Here is a 17984-nt window from a genome sequence, read left to right as displayed (position 1 = left end):
AATTCAAATAACCCGCCGTGCTCGGCTGCTAACCACGCAGGTAGCTGGTGTCGTTAATCAGCCGCACTGATGTCGGCCCATCTGCGTAGAACTCCGCGATGGAGAGGCTGGCCAGGTCCAAGTGCAGGCGAGTGAAGATTTCAAAGCCGCAGCCGAGCCCCTGGCGCAGCAGCGACTTGATTGGCGTGACATGGCTGACTACCAGCACATCCGAGGCACCGAATTGTTGAGCGATGCGCTCACGCGCGGCGCTCACTCGGCTATCGACCGCGCGGAAATCCTCCCCCTCCGGTGGCGCCACGGCCGGATCCGCAAGCCAGGAACTGTGCAGCTCAGGGGTGGCGTTGTGAGCCTCGGAGAAAGTCATGCCCTCCCATTGCCCAAAGTCGGTCTCGCGCAAATCCTCTTCAACGTGGATGTCCAGCCCGAGCGCTTTGGCAGCCGCCTCTGCGGTCTGCTGTGCACGACGCTGTGGAGAGGCCACAATCGCCGAGAAACTCATGTTGCCGCTATCGACCAACGCCGCCAGGTGACGTGCTGCCGCTTCCGCTTGCTGTCTGCCCACCTCTGTCAGGTCGGGGTTCGAACGGCTTCCCGAGTACTCCCGGCGAATCGACATTGGCGACTGCCCATGGCGCAGCAGCACCAACCGCGTGGGATCCGTAGTCGCACCCGTCCAGCCCGGCGCGCTATCGCGCTTGTCTGCAGCCTGGCTCATTTACGCGCCTTTCACCGCTCCCAGCGTTTCCGCACGCACAATCATCGCGCCACATTCAGGACAAAACGTCACTTCTTCCGGCGCGAGCGTGGTGAATTCATGCACGGTTCCTACATCGAGCTCCATGAAGCAGGAACCGCAGGTGCGTCCGTTTAAGCGGGCAACGGGGATTCCATTAGCAAGCGCTAGACGACGGTAAAGCTTGGCTGCCGAACCATCAATGAGTTTGTCAGCCTCTTCGATTCGGGTCTCAGCGATGGAAATGCGCGCAATGAGGTCAACCTCGGCGTCGTTAAGCCTTTGCTTGGCGGCGACGATGTCATCGTGCGCCTCGTCGGCGTCGTATTCGTGCTCAGCGTCGACCTGATAGGCCTCCTGCATGCGCTCGTACTGCTGGAGTTCCTGTTCAGCGCGTTCGCGGCGGCGCTTGGTGGAGCGCAGGTCGTGTTCGAGGTCACGGCGCGTGGATGCGTCTTCTGCGGCACCGAGCGACAGACGGTCAGCCTTTTCGCGGGCCTTCAGCTTGTTGATGTCCGATTCCAGCTTGGCAATATCGCGGCCGATATCGGAGGCGCTGAGCTTGGAGCGCGCTGCCTCACTGGCCTGACGGCTGTGCTTTTTGCGCAGCTCCTGCAACTCGGCACGCTCGGGCAGAACGTTCTGGCGGGCGGTGAGCCCATCCAACAGAGTTTGGTTTTCCGCCTTTTCCAACATCGCAACTTGGATTTGTGGACTAAGCCTCATGGTCTTCACTTCCTTGCCTGTGTCGACGATTCTGCCACTGTCCAGGGATCGGTGCGCACCTCAAGGACCTCGGTCGCGACCCCGAGCCTCTCGGCCAGCATGTCTGCGGCCTGGTAGCACCAGGGGAACTCGCTGGCCCAGTGAGCCGTGTCCACCACGCAGAAGTCCGCGGTCCGCAGTGTCTCATCGACAGGATGATGCCGCAGGTCAGAGGTAACGAACGCATCGACGCCCATCTTTGCCACAGTGTCCAGGAAAGAGTCACCTGAACCAGATGCGACGGCAACCGTGCGAATCATCCGCTCCGGATCGCCTGCGCCACGCACACCCCATGCCGTTGCGGGCAGGCGCTCAGCCACACGGGCGACGAAGTCCTTAAATGGCATCGGCGTATCCAGCGTGCCCACTCGCCCAATGCCCACAGCCTGCTGTGGATCCAAGCCGGTGGCTTGATTGTCCACGATGTCGAATGCCGGTTCCTCATACGGATGCGCTGCAACGAGAGCCTTGACAATCGCCGCGCGCACGGACCGTGGCGCGACCATCTCCAGGCGCACTTCCTCGACATACTCAATCTGCCCCTCGGCGCCGATGAAGGGATTTGCCCCGCTCAGCGGGCGGAACTGGCCGCGGCCGTTAATGCGAAACGCACAGCTGTCGTAGTCGCCGATAGTGCCCGCGCCCGCCTCAAACATGGCTTGCGCAACCTTATCGACGTGATCTGCCGGAACCTTCACCGTCCAGGTATCCAAGCCGGGAGCCGGCTGCGGAGCTAGCGGCGCACCCGGTTCAACTCCGAGCACCGTGGCCAACTGGTCGTTGACACCCGGTCGGGCGCTGTCAGCGTTGGTGTGCGCTGCAAAGAGAGCTACACCTGCCCGGATCAGCTTATGAATAATCCGACCCTTCGGTGTATCCGCCGCCACGGAATTCACACCACGCAGAAGCAGCGGATGGTGCACAACGAGCATCTGAGCACCGGAGGCAATCGCGCGATCTGCGACCTCGTCAGTACAGTCCAGCGCCAACGCGATGCGACGCACCTCATCCTGCGGGTCACCGCAAATCAGGCCAACTTTATCCCAGCTCTCCGCCAGTGCCGGCGGGTAGGCCGCATCCATCGCCGCACGCACGTCGGCAACGGTCACCACCGTGTTATTGCCCTCGGCACGGGTCTGCGCAGAGTCCGTCATACATCCATCCCTTCAACATGCATTTCTCTCCAGCTTCTCTTCCAGCGTAGTGAACTCTGCCCCGACCCATCAGTTCTGCGACAGCAAATCCGCTACTTCCGCAATGAGCCGCCGCACACTGGTCTCGTCTCGCACAGCCAGCCGCCACCACGAACCGTCCAAACCGGCGAAGGTGTCGCAACGCCGCACGGCTACTCCGCGCGCAGCGAGCCGCTGTCTCAGGCGCTCGTGCTTGACGACGTCAACCTCCGCAGCGTCCGGACCATCATGCGTGCTCAGGGCAACCCCCGGGCGCGCCAGCACAAAGGGAGCCTTGGAATCCAACACCTGCCAGCCGGCGGCTACTAACAGCTGTGTCATAGTCTCGCGCTGCTGACCAATCTCAGCGCGGATTTGTGGCAACAGCTCTGCCTCGCGACACGCGATTGCCGCCATAGCGGTAAGTTGCAGCGTGCCCAGTGGCCAGTGCGGACGCAGTCGCCCCAACTTCGCCAGGAGCTCAGGGGTTCCCAGTGCGTAACCACAGCGCAGGCCTGCGATTGCCCAGGTCTTAGTCATGCTGCGGAAAACGATGACATTATCGGGGATACTGTTCGCTTCCCCCGGCCTGCAATCAGCTAGTGAGCACCGCCGAATAATCTCACCATCGGCGACGTCCATAAATGCCTCATCCACGACCAAGATCCCACAACGGCTGGCGAGCCCCCGCAGGTCATCCGCTGAATGAGCAACACCGGTGGGGTTAGTCGGATTGCCGATGATGACCATCCGACCGTCAAGCTGCTGGGAATGCGGGGAGGAGGCGTTCTCGTGGACGTCGGCAAGCGTAGGCGTGAGCGTGTACGGCGACGGTAGTACCAGCGAATCCACCCCGACTCCCGCGGCGCGGAACGCGGCTTCAGGTTCGGTGAACTGCGGCTGGACGATGGTGGCGGGCAAGCCCAGGTGCGGCAAGAGCGAAAAGCCCTCGGCGACGCCGTGGAGAAGCAGTACCTCGTCGGCGCTGCGATTGTGGTTGGTGGCAATGGCAGCGCGGACGTCGGCATCGAGCTGCGCAGACGGATACGCGGCAAGTTCTCCGAGGGACGTGGCCAGCGAGTCCTGCAGCCACTGCGGTGTGGTGCCGTGAACATTGACGGCAAAGTCCAGGTCAGCGCCATGGGCGGCCTGATCGCCGTGATAGCGCAGCGGGTCGTCTAACATGCCATCCAGCCTAATGACCTTTTAGGATGAACAATATGTCCACTGGCCATCGCCCCACTGTCCTTATTGATGTCGACGGCACCATCGCCGATTCTCTCCCCGCAATCGCACATGGGTTCCGCCTTGCATTGAAGGCAATTGACCACCCACTTCCGCCCGAGAGCTTTATCAACACGATCCCCGGCCCGCCAATGGTGGAGACACTCGCATCCCTCGGACTTTCCGACGAACAAGTCGACCGAGCCTTCGCTGTGTACATGGAGCATCAACACGCCGGTGCTTGGCAGCGTGCCGAGATGTTCCCCGGCTGGCCGGAGCTCCTGCGCGATTGGCGGGCAGCTGGTGTCCAACTAGCCACTGCGACGTCCAAGGGCGACTACTTCGCCCGCAAGACCCTGGACAATTTCGGGCTTCTCGACGCCTTTGACTTCATCGGCGCCGCCAGCGACGACGGCTCACGACAGACTAAGACTGAGGTCATTGAGTACACGCTCAAGGAGTTGGGCATTGAAACCGATGAAGCAGTGCGTCCGCACGGTTCGGTCGTAATGGTTGGCGATCGCATCCATGATTTTGAGGGCGCCGCACAGTTCGGCATCCCCGCCATCGCTGTTAAATGGGGCTACGGCTCGGAATCTGAGTGGGCATCGGCAGCGGCGGTGGCGTCCTCGCCTGAGGACCTGAATCGTGTTGTGCGGGAAATGTTGTATCTTTAAGACTCGTCAACGATTAGTGACAATCCTATTTTTATTTTCCGAGAAGTTTGGTTTTGCCTATTATGCTTATGAACTCGTCGCATCGTACTGAGTCCGTGTACGTCGTGTTTGTCTGCTCCGGAAATATCTGCCGCTCCCCCATGGCTGAAATCATCGTCCGTGACGCGGTTGAAGCCAATGCGCTTGCCGACGATGTCCTGCTCGCCTCCTGCGGAATCGGCGGCTGGCATGTCGGCGAACCCGCCGACGAGCGAGCACAAGCCGAGCTGGAAAATGCTGGCTACGATCCGAACCACACCGCGGCACAGCTGGGCGATGAGCACATGGATGCAACGCTTTTCATCGCCATGGATGAATCGCACATCAATGGTCTACTCCACGCTGGCGTGCCAAAAGAGAAGATTCGCCTGATGCGCTCCTTCGACCCGGCATCCCCGAAGGGGGCCGTCGTGGCCGATCCTTACTACGGAGGTCCGGAGGGATTCGTCCGCACTCGAAACGAAATTGAGGCCGCGACGCCGGGAATCATCGCATGGTTGCGTGAGACTCTGGCGCTGGCCTCTGAGCGCTAAGGTTTCAAAACAACCTTTTCTTTTGTTTTGCTGGCATTGCCCCGGTTTCGAAACGCCCAAATCTTATTCAAGATGAAGTTAGCGGGCGTGCCCAAAATAACGCCGATAAGGTTTGCCCAGTAGAGGCGGTTTCTAAAGCCGGTGGAGTCGTCGAAAATATCCACCGGCAGTGCCAGCGGCGAGGTGGGGTTAGTCAGCAGCGTGATGACTACCAGGTTCACAATCAGCGCTGAGATACCTGCAAATAAAAATGGGAAGAACTGCCTAAACCAGTTCGGGCGATTGTCAGTTCGGAAAGTCCAGGACCGGTTGAGCTGGAAGTTCCAGATGTTAGCCACGACAAACGCCAGAGTTGCATAGACGTGGGAGTAACGGATATTCCACCGCGTTCCGAACAAGTTCATAAACACGTCGTGCTCATTGGTGCCCAGACTGAGACCCAACTTGCGGGCAATAATCACGACAATCAGGTTGACAACCACACCTGTGCCGCCGACCAGACCGAACTTGATGAACTGGCGCGAGACTGTGCTGAAGCGGCGTGAAGGCGAAGATTTCGCTGTTTGCGTGCCCACCACGACACCTCTCTTTCCATCTATCCCGGGTAGATTCCCCGTCAAATACGCTCAAACAACTTTACCCGAAGTTCACTCAATCTCCGCACCGCCAACCACCAGCCGCTCTAGTGCCATCCACACCACCGGGTAAGCTCAATGAATGTGTTTAAGAATGTGCGCCAGTTTCTGACCCCTGGATGGGTTCTCACTGCCATTGTCGCCATTGCGTTTTCCTATCTCGCATTTACTGTTCTGGCTCCGTGGCAGTTGGGTAAGAACACCGCGACGCAGCATCGCAATCAGCAGCTTGAGCACTCATTCGAGCTCGACCCCGTAGATGTCAATGAGCTAATGCCCAAGGGCAAAGGGTTCGTCGAGGGCAACGAATGGCGTCGCGTTACCGCCACCGGGTCCTTCCTGCCGGATACCCGCGTGCTATTGCGTAACCGCCCGGTCAATGGAGCCCCCGCCGTCCAGGTACTCGATGTCTTCGTCGCTAACAATGGCGAAAACTACCTGGTCAACCGCGGCTTTGTACGCCCGACAGACTCCAGCACCCCCAATGTTGAGCCAGCCCCGAAGGGCACCTTGACTATCTCGGCCTTTACCCGCCGAAACGAGATTCCCGCCGAGACCGCCCCAATCCCCGGCACCCCGCCGCAGGTCTACGGAATCAATACCAAGGAAGTGTCCGAGCTAGTCGACACCGAACTCAACCCCGATTGGCTTCAGCTCTCGGACAAATCCGATGCCGTCATCGAGGCCATTCCGCTACCCACTCTGGAGTCCGGCCCCTACCTCTCCTACGGCATTCAGTGGATTTTCTTCGGCGCTCTCGTGCCGCTGGCCGTCGTCTGGTTCATTCGCGCTGAAATCGTCGAGCGCAGACGAGACCGCGCGGAGCAAGAGGAGATGGCTAAGAACCTCCGCGATGCCGAAGCCGCGGAACCAGTAGATGACGCTGATGACTCCGAGGACGCAACACCCGAATCGGACGATGCCACCACTCCCACTCCTCCGCAGGCTAAGTCCGAAGAGGATCGCGCCGCCGAGCTGCACCGCCAGCGCATGGCGCAACGCTACGGCAACACTGGCCACCGCGCCGCAGGTTACCGCGACAACCGATACGACGAGCGTTTCTAACTCTCAGCTCGCGCTTTAACGCGCCGGATACATCCGGCGATTGCTGCTGCTCCGGCGCAGCTGAGCGCAACAATATTTTGTACTCGCTTGCTCAGCTCAGCCGCACGCCGAACATCTGCCACCGCAGGTCTCCGACCACTGCCAAGCACCGGGCGCATCTCCACTCCACTGGGATACACCGTCGCGCCGCCCAGCTGCAGCCCCAGCGCGCCTGCAGCGCTCGCCTCCACGACGCCTGCGTTCGGGCTTGGGTGGTTGCTGGCGTCTCGTCGCCACGCTGCCAATGCTTGACGACGATCCGGGCCTGCAACCACAGTTGCGACAGCTGTAAGTCTCGCGGGGAGGAACCCGGCGACGTCGTCAAGCCGTGCACTAGCCCACCCGAACTGGCGATAGCGAGCGTTGCGGTACCCGACCATCGCGTCGAGGGTATTGGCCGCTCGATGAGCGACCACACCAGGAGCTCCTGCAATGGCACCCCATATAAGAGTGCCGGTGACGGCGTCGGAGGTATTCTCGGCGAGCGATTCGACGGTGGCTCGGGCGATGCCATCAGCGTCGAGAGCTTTCGGATCACGCGAGCACAGCCACGGCACTAGCGCACGAGCGGCATTGATGTCGCCGGAGGTGAGTCGGTCGGCCATGCGTTCACCAGTGCGGCGAAGAGTGGTGCCGCCAAGAGACGCCCACGTGACAGCAGCCAGCGTGAGACTCGGAGCGACTGTGCTGACTGCGGCGGTAAGCGCTACCGGTGTGGCCACGGCGATGGTGGTGAAAGCTACACCGCACCCTTTGGAGTCGGCGTAGATTCGGCGCTCAAGCTTGCTGACAGCCTGCCCGTAGAGGGCCACCGGATGGTGATTGGTGGGATCTGCGAAAATGCGGTCAAGTGCATACCCCACAGCGATAGCCGCACCGCGTCGCCAGAGGCGTCGACTTCTGGCTTTTATACGCAATTTAATCGAACTGTCCCTGCAGAACGGCTACGACATCGAGCGGAGTGACATGTGCTGCCGGATGACGGTGCGAAGATGCAGCCATCAAGGTGTAATCACAGGTGTGCCGGATACCGAGTAGGTGCCCAAACTCGTGTGCAAGCGTGCTGCGAATTGCATCAGGATAGAGTGTGGAAGTAACGAAAACCGTCATTTCTTTACTAATTTCCGATGCAGAAGCCAAAACGTGCGAGTTCGGCTTAGGCACGTAGCGAACGCTCACGGTATCCGAATCAGCTTTGTCTTTGGTCACTTCCCGGAGCACGACCTTGCCACCGAGCTTTTCATTCCACTCTTGGGCAGCAGCGTCCAGCTGCGCGCGGTACGGAAAGTCTGGAGCAACAACGTAGTCCAGGGTGCCGTCGGCAAGGTAGGAAGGCATCTTGTCGGAGAGATGGAGAATCGATGGATCCTCCACCGGCTCGCCTGCATTTGCGGCTTTGACCATTGCCTTACAGGTGGCAGCGTCGATTACTGGTTTACCGTCTCCTCCAATTGCGTAGGCCTGTGGGCCCGCAAGTAGAGATCCGGCAACAATGATGGTTACTAGCGATTTGGTAAAACGCACAGACCGGGAGTTTAGCACAAACAAAAATCCGCCCGGTTTCTCCATTACGAGAATCCGGACGGATTATGACTGTGCGGCGAGAGGGTTTCGAACCCCCGACCGCTGGTGTGTAAAACCAGAGCTCTACCGCTGAGCTATCGCCGCGCTGCTGCGAAACTTTAACACACGGCAAACATGGATTGCCAATTTCGCACTACACACAGCGTTTATCCAGTTTATTTAAGCAGGCTTTCTCAACGACGACAGCCCGCCTCACGGCAGCCCTACCCAGCAACAGCTCAGCTAGTGGCCAAATTTAGCTGATTAGCTAAAGCCAATCAGCTAGAACCGGCTAGCTAGAGCGCTGCACCAGGCAATTGCCCTGCCAATCCCCCAGACGAAGCGCCGAGGTGTTGGAGAAACCTGCCAGCTGTGCGGACTCATCAATCACGCCAGGATCAATGGCGCCCGGCTGACCAGCGCCTGGCGTGAGCAGCCAAACGCGGCCTTCATCCTCCAAAGGGCGGGAAGCATCCACAAGGCCATCGACCAAGTCGCCGTCTTCTTCACGCCACCACAGCAATACGACGTCGACAACCTCATCCGTGTCTTCGTCGAGCAGGTCTGCATCCAGGAAATTCTCGACCGACTCACTGATTGCTGAGTCACAGTCTGTATCCCAGCCAACCTCCTGGACTAGCTGACCTTCCTTGATGCCGAGCCTGCTCGCATATTCATGAGCAGCGCCTGTGGCGTTGACCACTTCCCTTTTCCTCCTCTAGAAAAAATATTCAGCTCGATTTTTCGAACTATGTGGAGAAATTTTACCGCTCAAATACATTTTTCACAGCTGCAAAATAAGAATTTCCCCAAAAAGGTGCAGTTTTCGCAGTGTTCTTCGCAATGTTCGTCGTAAAGCCGACCGGATTGTTCGGTGAAAGCGTGTGCAAGAAACGGCTAGGGGCACAACAAACGATTCAGACGTAGAGTGGAGAAAAATAACCTTTGCCTTTCCTTCAGGGACTGAAAGGAGCTCACAATGTCCGATACCTCGTCGGGTACGCCACAAGCCCACTCTGATGAGTCAAACTTTGCCCTTATCCGTGATGGGGTCGCCTCCTATCTCACGGATGCAGATCCTGAAGAGACCAAGGAGTGGCTTGAGTCTCTCGACGGACTGTTAGAAGAGGCAGGTCCGGAGCGCGCACGTTTCCTCATGCTGCGCCTGCTGGAACGTGCCACGGCAAAGCGCGTGGCTCTACCGCCGCTGACCTCGACAGACCTCGTCAACACCATCCCAACTGAGATGGAGCCAGAATTCCCAGGCGATGAGGACATTGAGCGCCGCTACCGCAAGTGGATTCGCTGGAATGCGGCAATTATGGTCCATCGCGCACAGCGTCCGGGTATCGGCGTGGGCGGACATATCTCCACCTATGCGGGCGCCGCACCGCTTTACGAGGTCGGCTTTAACCACTTCTTCCGCGGCAAAGACCACCCAGGCGGCGGTGACCACGTCTTCTTCCAGGGCCACGCTTCGCCGGGTATGTACGCCCGCGCATTCCTAGAGGGGCGTCTGACCGAAGAGGACCTCGACGGTTTCCGTCAGGAAGTCTCCCTCGGCGAGGGCAATGGCCTTCCCTCCTACCCGCACCCGCATGGCATGCCGGAGTTCTGGGAGTTCCCGACGGTGTCCATGGGCCTTGGTCCGCTCAACGCCATCTACCAGGCACGCTTCAACCGCTACCTGCATGACCGCGGCATCAAGGACACCTCCCAGCAGCACGTTTGGGCCTTCCTCGGTGACGGCGAAATGGACGAGCCGGAATCTCGTGGCGCCATTCAGCATGCGGCGCTGCACAACCTGGATAACCTGACATTCGTCATTAACTGTAACCTGCAACGCCTCGACGGTCCGGTGCGCGGCAACACCAGCATCATCCAGGAGCTGGAGTCGTTCTTCCGCGGCGCTGGTTGGAATGTCATCAAGGTCGTTTGGGGCCGCGAGTGGGACGAGCTCTTCGCTAAGGACAAGGACGGCGCACTAGTCGACCTGATGAATAAGTTCTGCGATGGCGACTACCAGACGCTGAAGGCTAACAACGGCGCTTGGGTGCGCGAGCACTTCTTCGGCCGTGACCCGCGCACTGCCAAGCTGGTCGAGGACATGACCGACGAGGAGATTTGGAACCTCCGTCGCGGTGGCCACGACTACCGCAAGATTTACGCTGCCTACAAGAAGGCCTTGGAGACCAAGGATCAGCCGACCGTCATTCTGGCGCACACGGTTAAGGGCTATGGCCTCGGCCATAACTTCGAGGGCCGCAACGCGACCCACCAGATGAAGAAGCTGACGCTCGATGATCTGAAGCTTTTCCGTGATAACCAGCGCATTCCGATCTCCGACGAGGAGCTGGAGAAGGATCCCTACCTGCCGCCGTACTACAACCCGGGCCCGGAGTCCGAGGAAGTGCAGTACATGCTGGAGCGTCGCAAAGAACTCGGCGGTTTCGTGCCGGAGCGTCGCACTAGCTACGAACCACTGACAACGCCAAAGCCGGAAACCCTGAAAAACCTCCTCAAGGGATCAGGTAAGCAAAAGGTTGCCACCACTATGGCGACGGTGCGTGTTTTCAGGGACCTGATGCGCGATAAGGATCTCAAGGACCGCTTCGTGCCTATCATCCCTGATGAGGCCCGCACCTTCGGCATGGACTCCTGGTTCCCGACGCTGAAGATCTACAACCCGCACGGCCAGAACTACACTCCGGTCGACCATGAACTGATGCTGTCCTACAAGGAAGCGAAGGACGGCCAGATTCTGCACGAGGGCATTTCCGAGGCGGGCTCTGTGGGGTCGTTTACCGCTGTCGGCTCGGCGTACGCCACCCATGGCGTGGCCATGATTCCGCTCTACATCTTCTACTCGATGTTCGGTTTCCAGCGCACGGCTGACTCCATCTGGGCTGCCGGTGACCAAATGTCCCGCGGCTTCCTACTCGGCGCCACCGCCGGTCGCACGACGCTGACAGGTGAAGGCCTGCAGCACATGGACGGTCACTCCCAGCTGCTGGCAGCTACGAACCCGTCCGTGGTCTCCTACGACCCAGCATTCGGCTACGAGATTGCTTACATCGTCTGCGACGGTATCGACCGCATGTATGGTCCGGAGCGCGGCGAAGATGTCATTTACTACCTGACTATCTACAATGAGCCGACTTCGCAGCCGGCTGTCCCGGAAGACCTCGATGTCGAAGGGCTGCTTGGCGGTATCTACCGCTTCCGCAAGGCTGAGGGCGACAAGCATGTCAACCTGCTGGCTTCCGGCATTGGCATGCAGGAGGCGCTGCGCGCCGCGGACATCCTGGAAGACTACGGTGTGGCTTCCTCGATTTACTCGGTGACTTCGTGGAATGAGCTGGCTCGCGATGGACACGAGCGTGACACTGAGCGTCTGCACAACCCGGCTGAAGAGGTCGAGGACGCCTTCGTTACCCGCCAGCTGTCCGACACCGATGGGCCGTTCATCGCGGTGACTGATTTCCAGCGTGCGGTCCCGGAGCAGATTCGCAAGTGGGTTCCGGGTGACTACACTGTCCTCGGCACCGACGGCTACGGCTTCTCGGATACCCGTCCGGCCGCTCGCCGCTACTTCAACTCCGACGGCGAGTCAGTCGCTGTTGCGGCCCTGGCCGCACTGGCACGCGCTGGCAAGCTCGACAAGAGTGTCGCCCAGGAAGCAGCCGAAGAGCTGCAGATTACCGATCCAACCGCAACCACTCAGGACGCTGAATAATGACCTCTAGCCTTGGAGATCAGCTCAGCGCCCTATTGGGCACACAGGTCACCGGAGCCGGTGACGCTGACGATGCCTCTCTCAATGCAGCGAACGCGGGCTCGAAGAAGGGTTCCGCCGACGCTGACCTGCCCGCAGGTCTTCACGGAGAGGTCGCGGCAATCGTCAAAAAGATGGCTAACGACGAGGTGGAGTCCCTAGAGCTCCCCACTCCGCTGACCGACTACGGCTTTGACCGCTTGAGCGTCGTAGAGTTGGCCGTCCGCTGTGAGGAAGGGCTGGGAGTCCGCATTGAGGACGAGGACATTCCCTCGTTTAAGACCCTTGGCGATGTAGTTGACTACATCGCCGCCCGGCGCGGGTAGAGCTGCAGCACGTTAGCTGCCTCTACCCCGCCGAGGTCTGCGTTGCCAGCGGTCGAGTTGCCGCTGGCACTGTCGGGTCCGGCAGGGGTGGACGTCGTAAAGCACTCTTCGGGGGCGTAGCCTGCCGTCATCATGCGCATCGGCTCTAACACGCGATCCCACGGCCCGCCGATGGCCGCGTCGAGGGCGCCTGCGATGTCGCCGCCGCGTGCCATGATGGAACGCAGCGCATCCTCGTTGACCACGATGTTTCCGGCGGCATCGGTCTGTCCGGCGAAAGTCCCCAGCTGCGGGGTATGACAGTAGCGCATGCCATCGATGGCGGAGCCGTCATCATCCACGGCTGGGTCTTGCGCCAGCTCGAAATAGAGGCGGGGCCACCTAGCCAGGTTGTCCACCAGTGTGGCGATGGTGTCTGCACTTGCAGTGAAAGTCACCTCTGCGCACAAAGTGGCATCCTGGTCGGTCGCACGCCAAATATCCCGGCCTGGCTTAGTGCCATCGGGCATGCTGAGTCGGGCCAGCGCCCACGTGATGTGTGGTTGCAGCGGCCCTGGCATGCTGTGAATCCACAGGACGCCTGAAAGTTGGGTGCGCATAGACGAAGGTCCTCGGAAAAGTTGCGGTCAATTGGTGTAAGACGAGATTCGTCTTCCCCTACGAACTCATCCAACGACACTTGCCACACTGCAGAAAAAAGCACTGCGGTAAAACAACACTTCTGAGGTTTGCGTTGCACGTGTTTATGATTGTTATTTCCGAGACGGCTGCTGGCAACCCTCAAGTTGTCCTTAATCCCCCAGATGTGATTTAGCGCTGAGACGAAAAATCGACGCCGCAAGCGACGCCGACTTAGCTCATATCCCCTTAATCTTTAGCGTGTTCTTCCAGTTCACGCCATAGTTCATCGTTGAAGTCAGTCCACAGCGGCTTTGCCCACTCCCCGAAAGCTCGGTCGGTCAAGGCGATCGCCGCCCGTCCGGTTGGACGATGCAGCCACAGGAACGTACCCGCCTGCCCGAAGTGGCCAGCGACGTCCTTGGGCATCGAAACACCAAACCACAGCCCCTGCTTGGAATCGGGGTGTCCGAAAATCTCAAAGCCCAGGCCCCAATCGGCCGGACGTTGCATACCATAGCCCGGCACCACACCATTCAGGCCCGGGAACTGCACCGTCAACGCTTCGGTCACGGTATCGGGATGCAGCAGAGTCGGGGCGAGAACCTCATCGACGAAGGCCATGAGATTAGCGACACTGCTGCGCGCGCCATGCCCTGCCGAGCCATCCAGCACGGAATCTGACATCCCCAGCGGCTCAAACACGGCCTGGCGCAGGTATTCACTAAACGGCATCTCTGCCTCCGCAGCGATGGCATCGGCGATGATGTCAAAGCCCGCGGAGGAGTAAATGCGCCGCTCCCCTGGTTCTTTTTCCAGCTCACGGCTGGCAAACCCCACTCCGCCGGCGTGCGCCAGAAGGTGACGCACAGTCGCGCCGTGACCGGGTGGCGTGAGCTCTTGGTCGAGCTCCACCGCGCCCTCTTCGACGGCTACAAGCATTCCCATAGCGGCTAGCAACTTGGTCACACTGGCGAGCTCAAAAACGCGACCGCTATCTCCGTGGGTGTGCCAACTGCCATCGTCGGCACGCACGGCAGCCGCGACCGTGTCAACTGGCCACTGATCAACTTGCGCAAGAACAGAGGGCTTCCAAGAAGTCATGTCCTCAAGACTACGCAAGCGTGGCGGACTCGGACTTTTCGGCGGAATCGGACTTCTCAGCAGGCGCGTCTGCAGACTCGTCGTCCGACTCGTCGGCTGGCGACAGGTCGGCGTTGGCGCTGGCGTCCCACTCGTCCTTATCCCAGATTCCCGCACGCTTTGCGACGACCAACGGGACCACGGCCTGACCGGTAACGTTCACCGCAGTGCGGCCCATATCCACAATCGGCTCGACAGCCAGCAGGAGGCCGACGCCGGCAAGTGGCAGGCCAAGGGTCGACAGGGTCAGGGTCAGCATGACGGTAGCGCCGGTGGTACCAGCAGTTGCAGCCGAACCGATAACGGAGACGAAGATGATGAGCAGGTAGTCCGTGAAGTCCAACGGCACACCGTAGAACTGCGAGACGAAGATAGCCGCGATAGCCGGGTAAATGGCGGCGCAACCATCCATCTTCGTGGTGGCGCCCAGCGGTACTGCGAAGGAGGCGTACTCATCCGGTACGGCCAGACGACGGGAGACAACGCGCTCAGTGACCGGCATGACGCCCATAGACGAACGGGTGAAGAAGCCGAGCGAGGTCACTGGCCAGACGCGACGGAAGAAGTCGATTGGGCTAATGCCATGAATCTTCAGCACGACTGGGTACACGACTGCAATGACCAGGAACAGGCCAACGTAAATAGCAATGGCGAACTTGCCCAGGCTGCCGAGCGCTTCCCAGCCATACTCAGCGACGGCGTGGCCGATGAGGGCTGCGGTACCAATCGGTGCCAGGCGGATGACCCACCACAGCACCTTCTGCACGATGGTCAAAAGAGAGCCGGAAAACTCGATGAATGGCTCAGCCTTCGGGCCAACCTTCACTGCGGCGACACCGAAGACAATCGCGATGACCAGCAGCTGCAGGACGTTGAAGTTCAGCGAGCCGGATACAGCACCGTCAGATTCGCTGATCTTCACACCAAGGCCGAGGAAGTTCTGCGGGACAATGCTCTGCAGGAATCCCCACCACGAGCCCACAGAATCCGGTTCCTGTGCAGCCGAGGCATCGACGCCGGAGTTAACGCCCGGCTTGATAAGCAAGCCCAGCACGATGGCGATGACCACCGATACAAAGGACGTAATGGCAAACCAAATCAGTGTCGAAACAGCCAGCTTGGCTGCGCCTGCGACCTGGCGCAGGTTGGCAATCGACACCACGACCGCGGTGACCACCAGCGGCGGGATGAGCAGCTTCAACAGCGTGACGTAGGTACTGCCGACCTCGTCGAGCGCTGTGCGCAGCGAGGAGTCATCGCCAGTACTGCGGGCCATGAAGCCCAAAATGAGACCAATAATCAGGCCATAGACAACTTGGGCACCGAAGCCGGTCGCCCATTTAAATTTATTCACTTTTCCTCCTGGAGTTTTATTTCTCTGAAAACACTTGTGCCGCGCCTTATGCCGTCTGACAAATGCGCGCGACGGGGTCCGGGGCCGCTGAGCTCAGCCTCGAAGAGACAGGCGCAGCGAGGCGGAAGCCCCGAAGTGTTTAGCGACAGGAGGAAGTGGAGATTCGGCCGTAATCGAGCCAACGCCGCTTTGTGAGCATTTTCATGTTGGTCATTTCTATCTAGCAAGTCCGGTTAAGAGACAAACGATAAGACTGCCACGATTGATGTTGTGACACCAATTTCCAACACGGCCCCTCACCCGAATATTCCACATCGCTAATTCGATTTCTCAGCTTGCTTGCGCATTCTCAGCCTGCCTGCGCAACTGCAGTACCTTCAGCGAGCAGAGGAAGCCAATAGTCAACGCGCCGACAGCGGAATACAGCGCAAACTGCGTGGCATGTGCAAACGCATTTGTCAGCGGCACCAACACACCGTCGGGAGCACCCTGCGCACGCAGACCAATCAGCATCGAGCCGGCGGAATCCTTCAGCCCCTGCCCCATCTGCTCCAGGCCCGGCGACAGCTTCGCGATCTCACGATCCAGCCCAATCGTCAGCGCCATACCACCGAGCGCAGCACCGAGCGCCGAACCAATCTGCCGAATCGTCGACTGCGTTGCCGATGCCTGCCCCGACAGCCGCACCGGAATATCACCAAGCACCAACGAGGTCAGCTGCGCCGATGCCAGACCAAGACCCAGACCGTAGACAATCAATGCAAACACAACCAGCCACAGCGGCAGGTCAACGCGCTCTTCGGCCGCCAACTGCAGCGAACCAAAGACCTCGAGACCAAGGCCCACAATCACCACACCGGCCGGGGTAATCCGAGCTGCCAGATGACGCGCCATGGCACCTGCGAAGAACGCACCGAGAGCCATTGCTGCCAGGACCAGGCCGGTTGCGATCGTCGATAAGCCAATCGCCGACACCAGGTAGAGCGGCAGCACGAAGACCAGCGCGAACTCACCCACCGCGACAAGCATCGCCGTGGTATTCCCCCAGCTGAACGTGGCGTAGGAGAACATCGACACGTCCAACAGCGCAGGATCCGCGTTCTTCCGACGACTGTTTTCCCACAGCACGAAAGCGACAAGCACCACCGCACCAACTAAGAGCGTGACGACGGGTGCGGAGGGAAAAGCAAACCCTATCTTGGCGCCTTGAATGATGCCGAAGACCACGGCACCAAAGCCAATTCCAGACAACACCAGGCCAAGGACATCGAAGCGACCCGCGCCATTGGTATCGCCTGCGGTGTTCGGCACCCAGCGCAGCGCAAGGACGAAAAGCACGACGGCGATGGGCACGTTGACCCAGAAGATAGCTTCCCAACCAGCAAACTGCGTAAGCACGCCACCCAGGAGTGGGCCGACTGCTGCAGCACCAGACATGACCGCACCCCAGATGCCGAATGCGGTGGCACGATCTTTATCACGGAATAGTGCGTTCACGCTGGACAGTGTTGATGGCAGAATGCACGCGCCACCAATGCCTTGGATGACGCGGGCAATGACCAGTGGCGCCAAGGCTGTGGAAAGTGCGGCCACGACGGAGCCGACCGTGAAGATGACCAGACCGACGAGAAAAAGCGTTCGACGGCCGAAGCGGTCGCCAGCGCGGCCAGAGGTCAGGAGTAGTGCGGCGAAAACGACCGAGTAGATCGTGGTAATCCACTGCGCGCCCACGATGTCAAGGCCCAGCTCCGAAATGATGGTCGGCAATGAAACACCAACGATGGTGCCGTCCAGGACAATCATGCCGAGGCCAACCGCGAGCACGAGCAACCCCCACCACCGCTGTGGCGAGGCCCCGAACTCAGCAATCTGATCCTCGTTGGCGATTGCCATGACGGGGGTGCCCTTCGCTTTCGCTGTGGCACCGGTTTGTGCGTCGACTGAGACGTCGGCGCTGCTCAAGGAAGGTTTTGTACTCATAGGATTAATGCTAGAAGTGTCCTAGGGCTGATTCATCAACCGAAAGTCGTAACTTTGCGGAAAGATCAGCTTCGTTGAGAACGGGGATTACCTTCGTCGACACGGAAACACTTAGCTTCATTGAACCCACGCAATGGCAGCCGAACCCGCTGGGTATAGGGCTTTTATCACCGCACGGTGGCAGATTGCTATGATGCTATGAGGTTTTGGGCACTGGTTCATAGTGCTTAATTGTCACTTCACAATGCCCAATCCTTGCCCCTATAGCTCAGTCGGTTAGAGCAGAGGACTCATAATCCTTTTGTCCCAGGTTCGAGCCCTGGTGGGGGCACTAAAAACT

General features: G+C 59.5%; 16 protein-coding genes, 2 tRNA genes and 1 pseudogene. 6 read left to right on the top strand and 13 right to left on the bottom strand.

Going from position 1 to position 17984, the window contains the following annotated elements:
* Nucleotides 1-28: 28 nt before the first annotated feature.
* From CRD13_RS09830 to cobC, 4 genes and pseudogenes are all read right to left on the bottom strand, one after another.
* A pseudogene (locus tag CRD13_RS09830) lies at nucleotides 29-694 on the bottom strand (histidine phosphatase family protein); the annotation flags it as partial.
* A 24-nt stretch (nucleotides 695-718) separates the two neighbouring features.
* Nucleotides 719-1462, bottom strand: coding sequence for a zinc ribbon domain-containing protein (locus CRD13_RS09825; protein ID WP_016423071.1), 744 nt, complete (start codon nucleotides 1460-1462; stop codon nucleotides 719-721).
* Between the two features lie 5 nt (nucleotides 1463-1467).
* Nucleotides 1468-2655: a Nif3-like dinuclear metal center hexameric protein gene (locus tag CRD13_RS09820; protein WP_069359217.1), complete on the bottom strand. Its 1188-nt coding sequence runs from the start codon at nucleotides 2653-2655 to the stop codon at nucleotides 1468-1470.
* 69 nt (nucleotides 2656-2724) lie between these two features.
* Nucleotides 2725-3858: an Rv2231c family pyridoxal phosphate-dependent protein CobC gene (gene cobC / locus CRD13_RS09815; RefSeq protein WP_187401565.1), complete on the bottom strand. Its 1134-nt coding sequence runs from the start codon at nucleotides 3856-3858 to the stop codon at nucleotides 2725-2727.
* Nucleotides 3859-3893: 35 nt separating this feature from the next.
* On the opposite strand from cobC, the gene CRD13_RS09810 reads away from it, so the two are divergent.
* A complete protein-coding gene (locus CRD13_RS09810; protein ID WP_049170165.1) occupies nucleotides 3894-4574 on the top strand; it encodes an HAD hydrolase-like protein in 681 nt (226 codons plus the stop codon).
* A gap of 68 nt (nucleotides 4575-4642) precedes the next feature.
* Nucleotides 4643-5146 (top strand): low molecular weight protein-tyrosine-phosphatase, encoded by a 504-nt coding sequence (locus tag CRD13_RS09805; protein WP_369707166.1) that lies wholly within the window; start codon nucleotides 4643-4645, stop codon nucleotides 5144-5146.
* Here CRD13_RS09805 and CRD13_RS09800 read toward each other — a convergent pair.
* The gene (locus tag CRD13_RS09800; protein WP_042388795.1) at nucleotides 5143-5724 is read right to left on the bottom strand and encodes a GtrA family protein; all 582 of its coding nucleotides are present in this window, start codon (nucleotides 5722-5724) and stop codon (nucleotides 5143-5145) included. The two genes, CRD13_RS09805 and CRD13_RS09800, sit on opposite strands and share 4 nt — an antisense overlap.
* 135 nt (nucleotides 5725-5859) lie before the next feature.
* On the opposite strand from CRD13_RS09800, the gene CRD13_RS09795 reads away from it, so the two are divergent.
* Nucleotides 5860-6846 carry an SURF1 family protein gene (locus CRD13_RS09795; protein ID WP_049170162.1) on the top strand — a complete coding sequence of 329 codons (987 nt, stop codon included), beginning with the start codon at nucleotides 5860-5862 and terminating at the stop codon, nucleotides 6844-6846.
* Here the strand turns inward: CRD13_RS09795 and CRD13_RS09790 are convergent.
* From CRD13_RS09790 to CRD13_RS09775, 4 genes are all read right to left on the bottom strand, one after another.
* Nucleotides 6843-7754 carry a cobalamin biosynthesis protein gene (locus CRD13_RS09790; RefSeq protein ID WP_187401602.1) on the bottom strand — a complete coding sequence of 304 codons (912 nt, stop codon included), beginning with the start codon at nucleotides 7752-7754 and terminating at the stop codon, nucleotides 6843-6845. The two genes, CRD13_RS09795 and CRD13_RS09790, sit on opposite strands and share 4 nt — an antisense overlap.
* A gap of 49 nt (nucleotides 7755-7803) precedes the next feature.
* Nucleotides 7804-8409: a hypothetical protein gene (locus CRD13_RS09785; protein WP_141698021.1), complete on the bottom strand. Its 606-nt coding sequence runs from the start codon at nucleotides 8407-8409 to the stop codon at nucleotides 7804-7806.
* Nucleotides 8410-8481: 72 nt separating this feature from the next.
* Nucleotides 8482-8553 (bottom strand) — tRNA-Val (locus CRD13_RS09780).
* 187 nt (nucleotides 8554-8740) lie between these two features.
* A complete protein-coding gene (locus CRD13_RS09775; protein ID WP_005511050.1) occupies nucleotides 8741-9151 on the bottom strand; it encodes a DUF3052 domain-containing protein in 411 nt (136 codons plus the stop codon).
* A gap of 276 nt (nucleotides 9152-9427) precedes the next feature.
* On the opposite strand from CRD13_RS09775, the gene aceE reads away from it, so the two are divergent.
* Nucleotides 9428-12184, top strand: coding sequence for a pyruvate dehydrogenase (acetyl-transferring), homodimeric type (gene aceE / locus CRD13_RS09770; protein WP_070854090.1), 2757 nt, complete (start codon nucleotides 9428-9430; stop codon nucleotides 12182-12184).
* Nucleotides 12184-12549, top strand: a complete 366-nt coding sequence (locus tag CRD13_RS09765) for an acyl carrier protein (RefSeq protein ID WP_083308422.1) — start codon at nucleotides 12184-12186, stop codon at nucleotides 12547-12549. Before aceE ends, CRD13_RS09765 begins: the two co-directional genes overlap by 1 nt.
* Here the strand turns inward: CRD13_RS09765 and CRD13_RS09760 are convergent.
* From CRD13_RS09760 to CRD13_RS09745, 4 genes are all read right to left on the bottom strand, one after another.
* On the bottom strand, nucleotides 12525-13148 hold the full coding sequence (locus CRD13_RS09760; protein ID WP_070854091.1) for a DUF3145 family protein: 624 nt from the start codon (nucleotides 13146-13148) through the stop codon (nucleotides 12525-12527). The two genes, CRD13_RS09765 and CRD13_RS09760, sit on opposite strands and share 25 nt — an antisense overlap.
* 268 nt (nucleotides 13149-13416) lie before the next feature.
* Entirely contained in the window at nucleotides 13417-14271 is an 855-nt protein-coding gene (locus CRD13_RS09755) for a serine hydrolase (RefSeq protein ID WP_070854092.1), read from the bottom strand.
* 10 nt (nucleotides 14272-14281) lie between these two features.
* Nucleotides 14282-15664 carry a dicarboxylate/amino acid:cation symporter gene (locus tag CRD13_RS09750; protein WP_147739738.1) on the bottom strand — a complete coding sequence of 461 codons (1383 nt, stop codon included), beginning with the start codon at nucleotides 15662-15664 and terminating at the stop codon, nucleotides 14282-14284.
* Between the two features lie 330 nt (nucleotides 15665-15994).
* On the bottom strand, nucleotides 15995-17644 hold the full coding sequence (locus tag CRD13_RS09745) for a DHA2 family efflux MFS transporter permease subunit (protein ID WP_080971454.1): 1650 nt from the start codon (nucleotides 17642-17644) through the stop codon (nucleotides 15995-15997).
* Nucleotides 17645-17901: 257 nt separating this feature from the next.
* Here CRD13_RS09745 and CRD13_RS09740 point away from each other — a divergent pair.
* A tRNA-Ile gene (locus tag CRD13_RS09740) sits at nucleotides 17902-17975 on the top strand.
* Nucleotides 17976-17984: the final 9 nt, after the last annotated feature.

The organism is Corynebacterium sp. LK26, from assembly GCF_014335085.1.
GTDB classification, from domain to species: domain Bacteria; phylum Actinomycetota; class Actinomycetes; order Mycobacteriales; family Mycobacteriaceae; genus Corynebacterium; species Corynebacterium jeikeium_D.
Note: the sequence above shows the minus strand (reverse complement) of the source record. Positions and strands in the feature narration are given on the sequence as shown.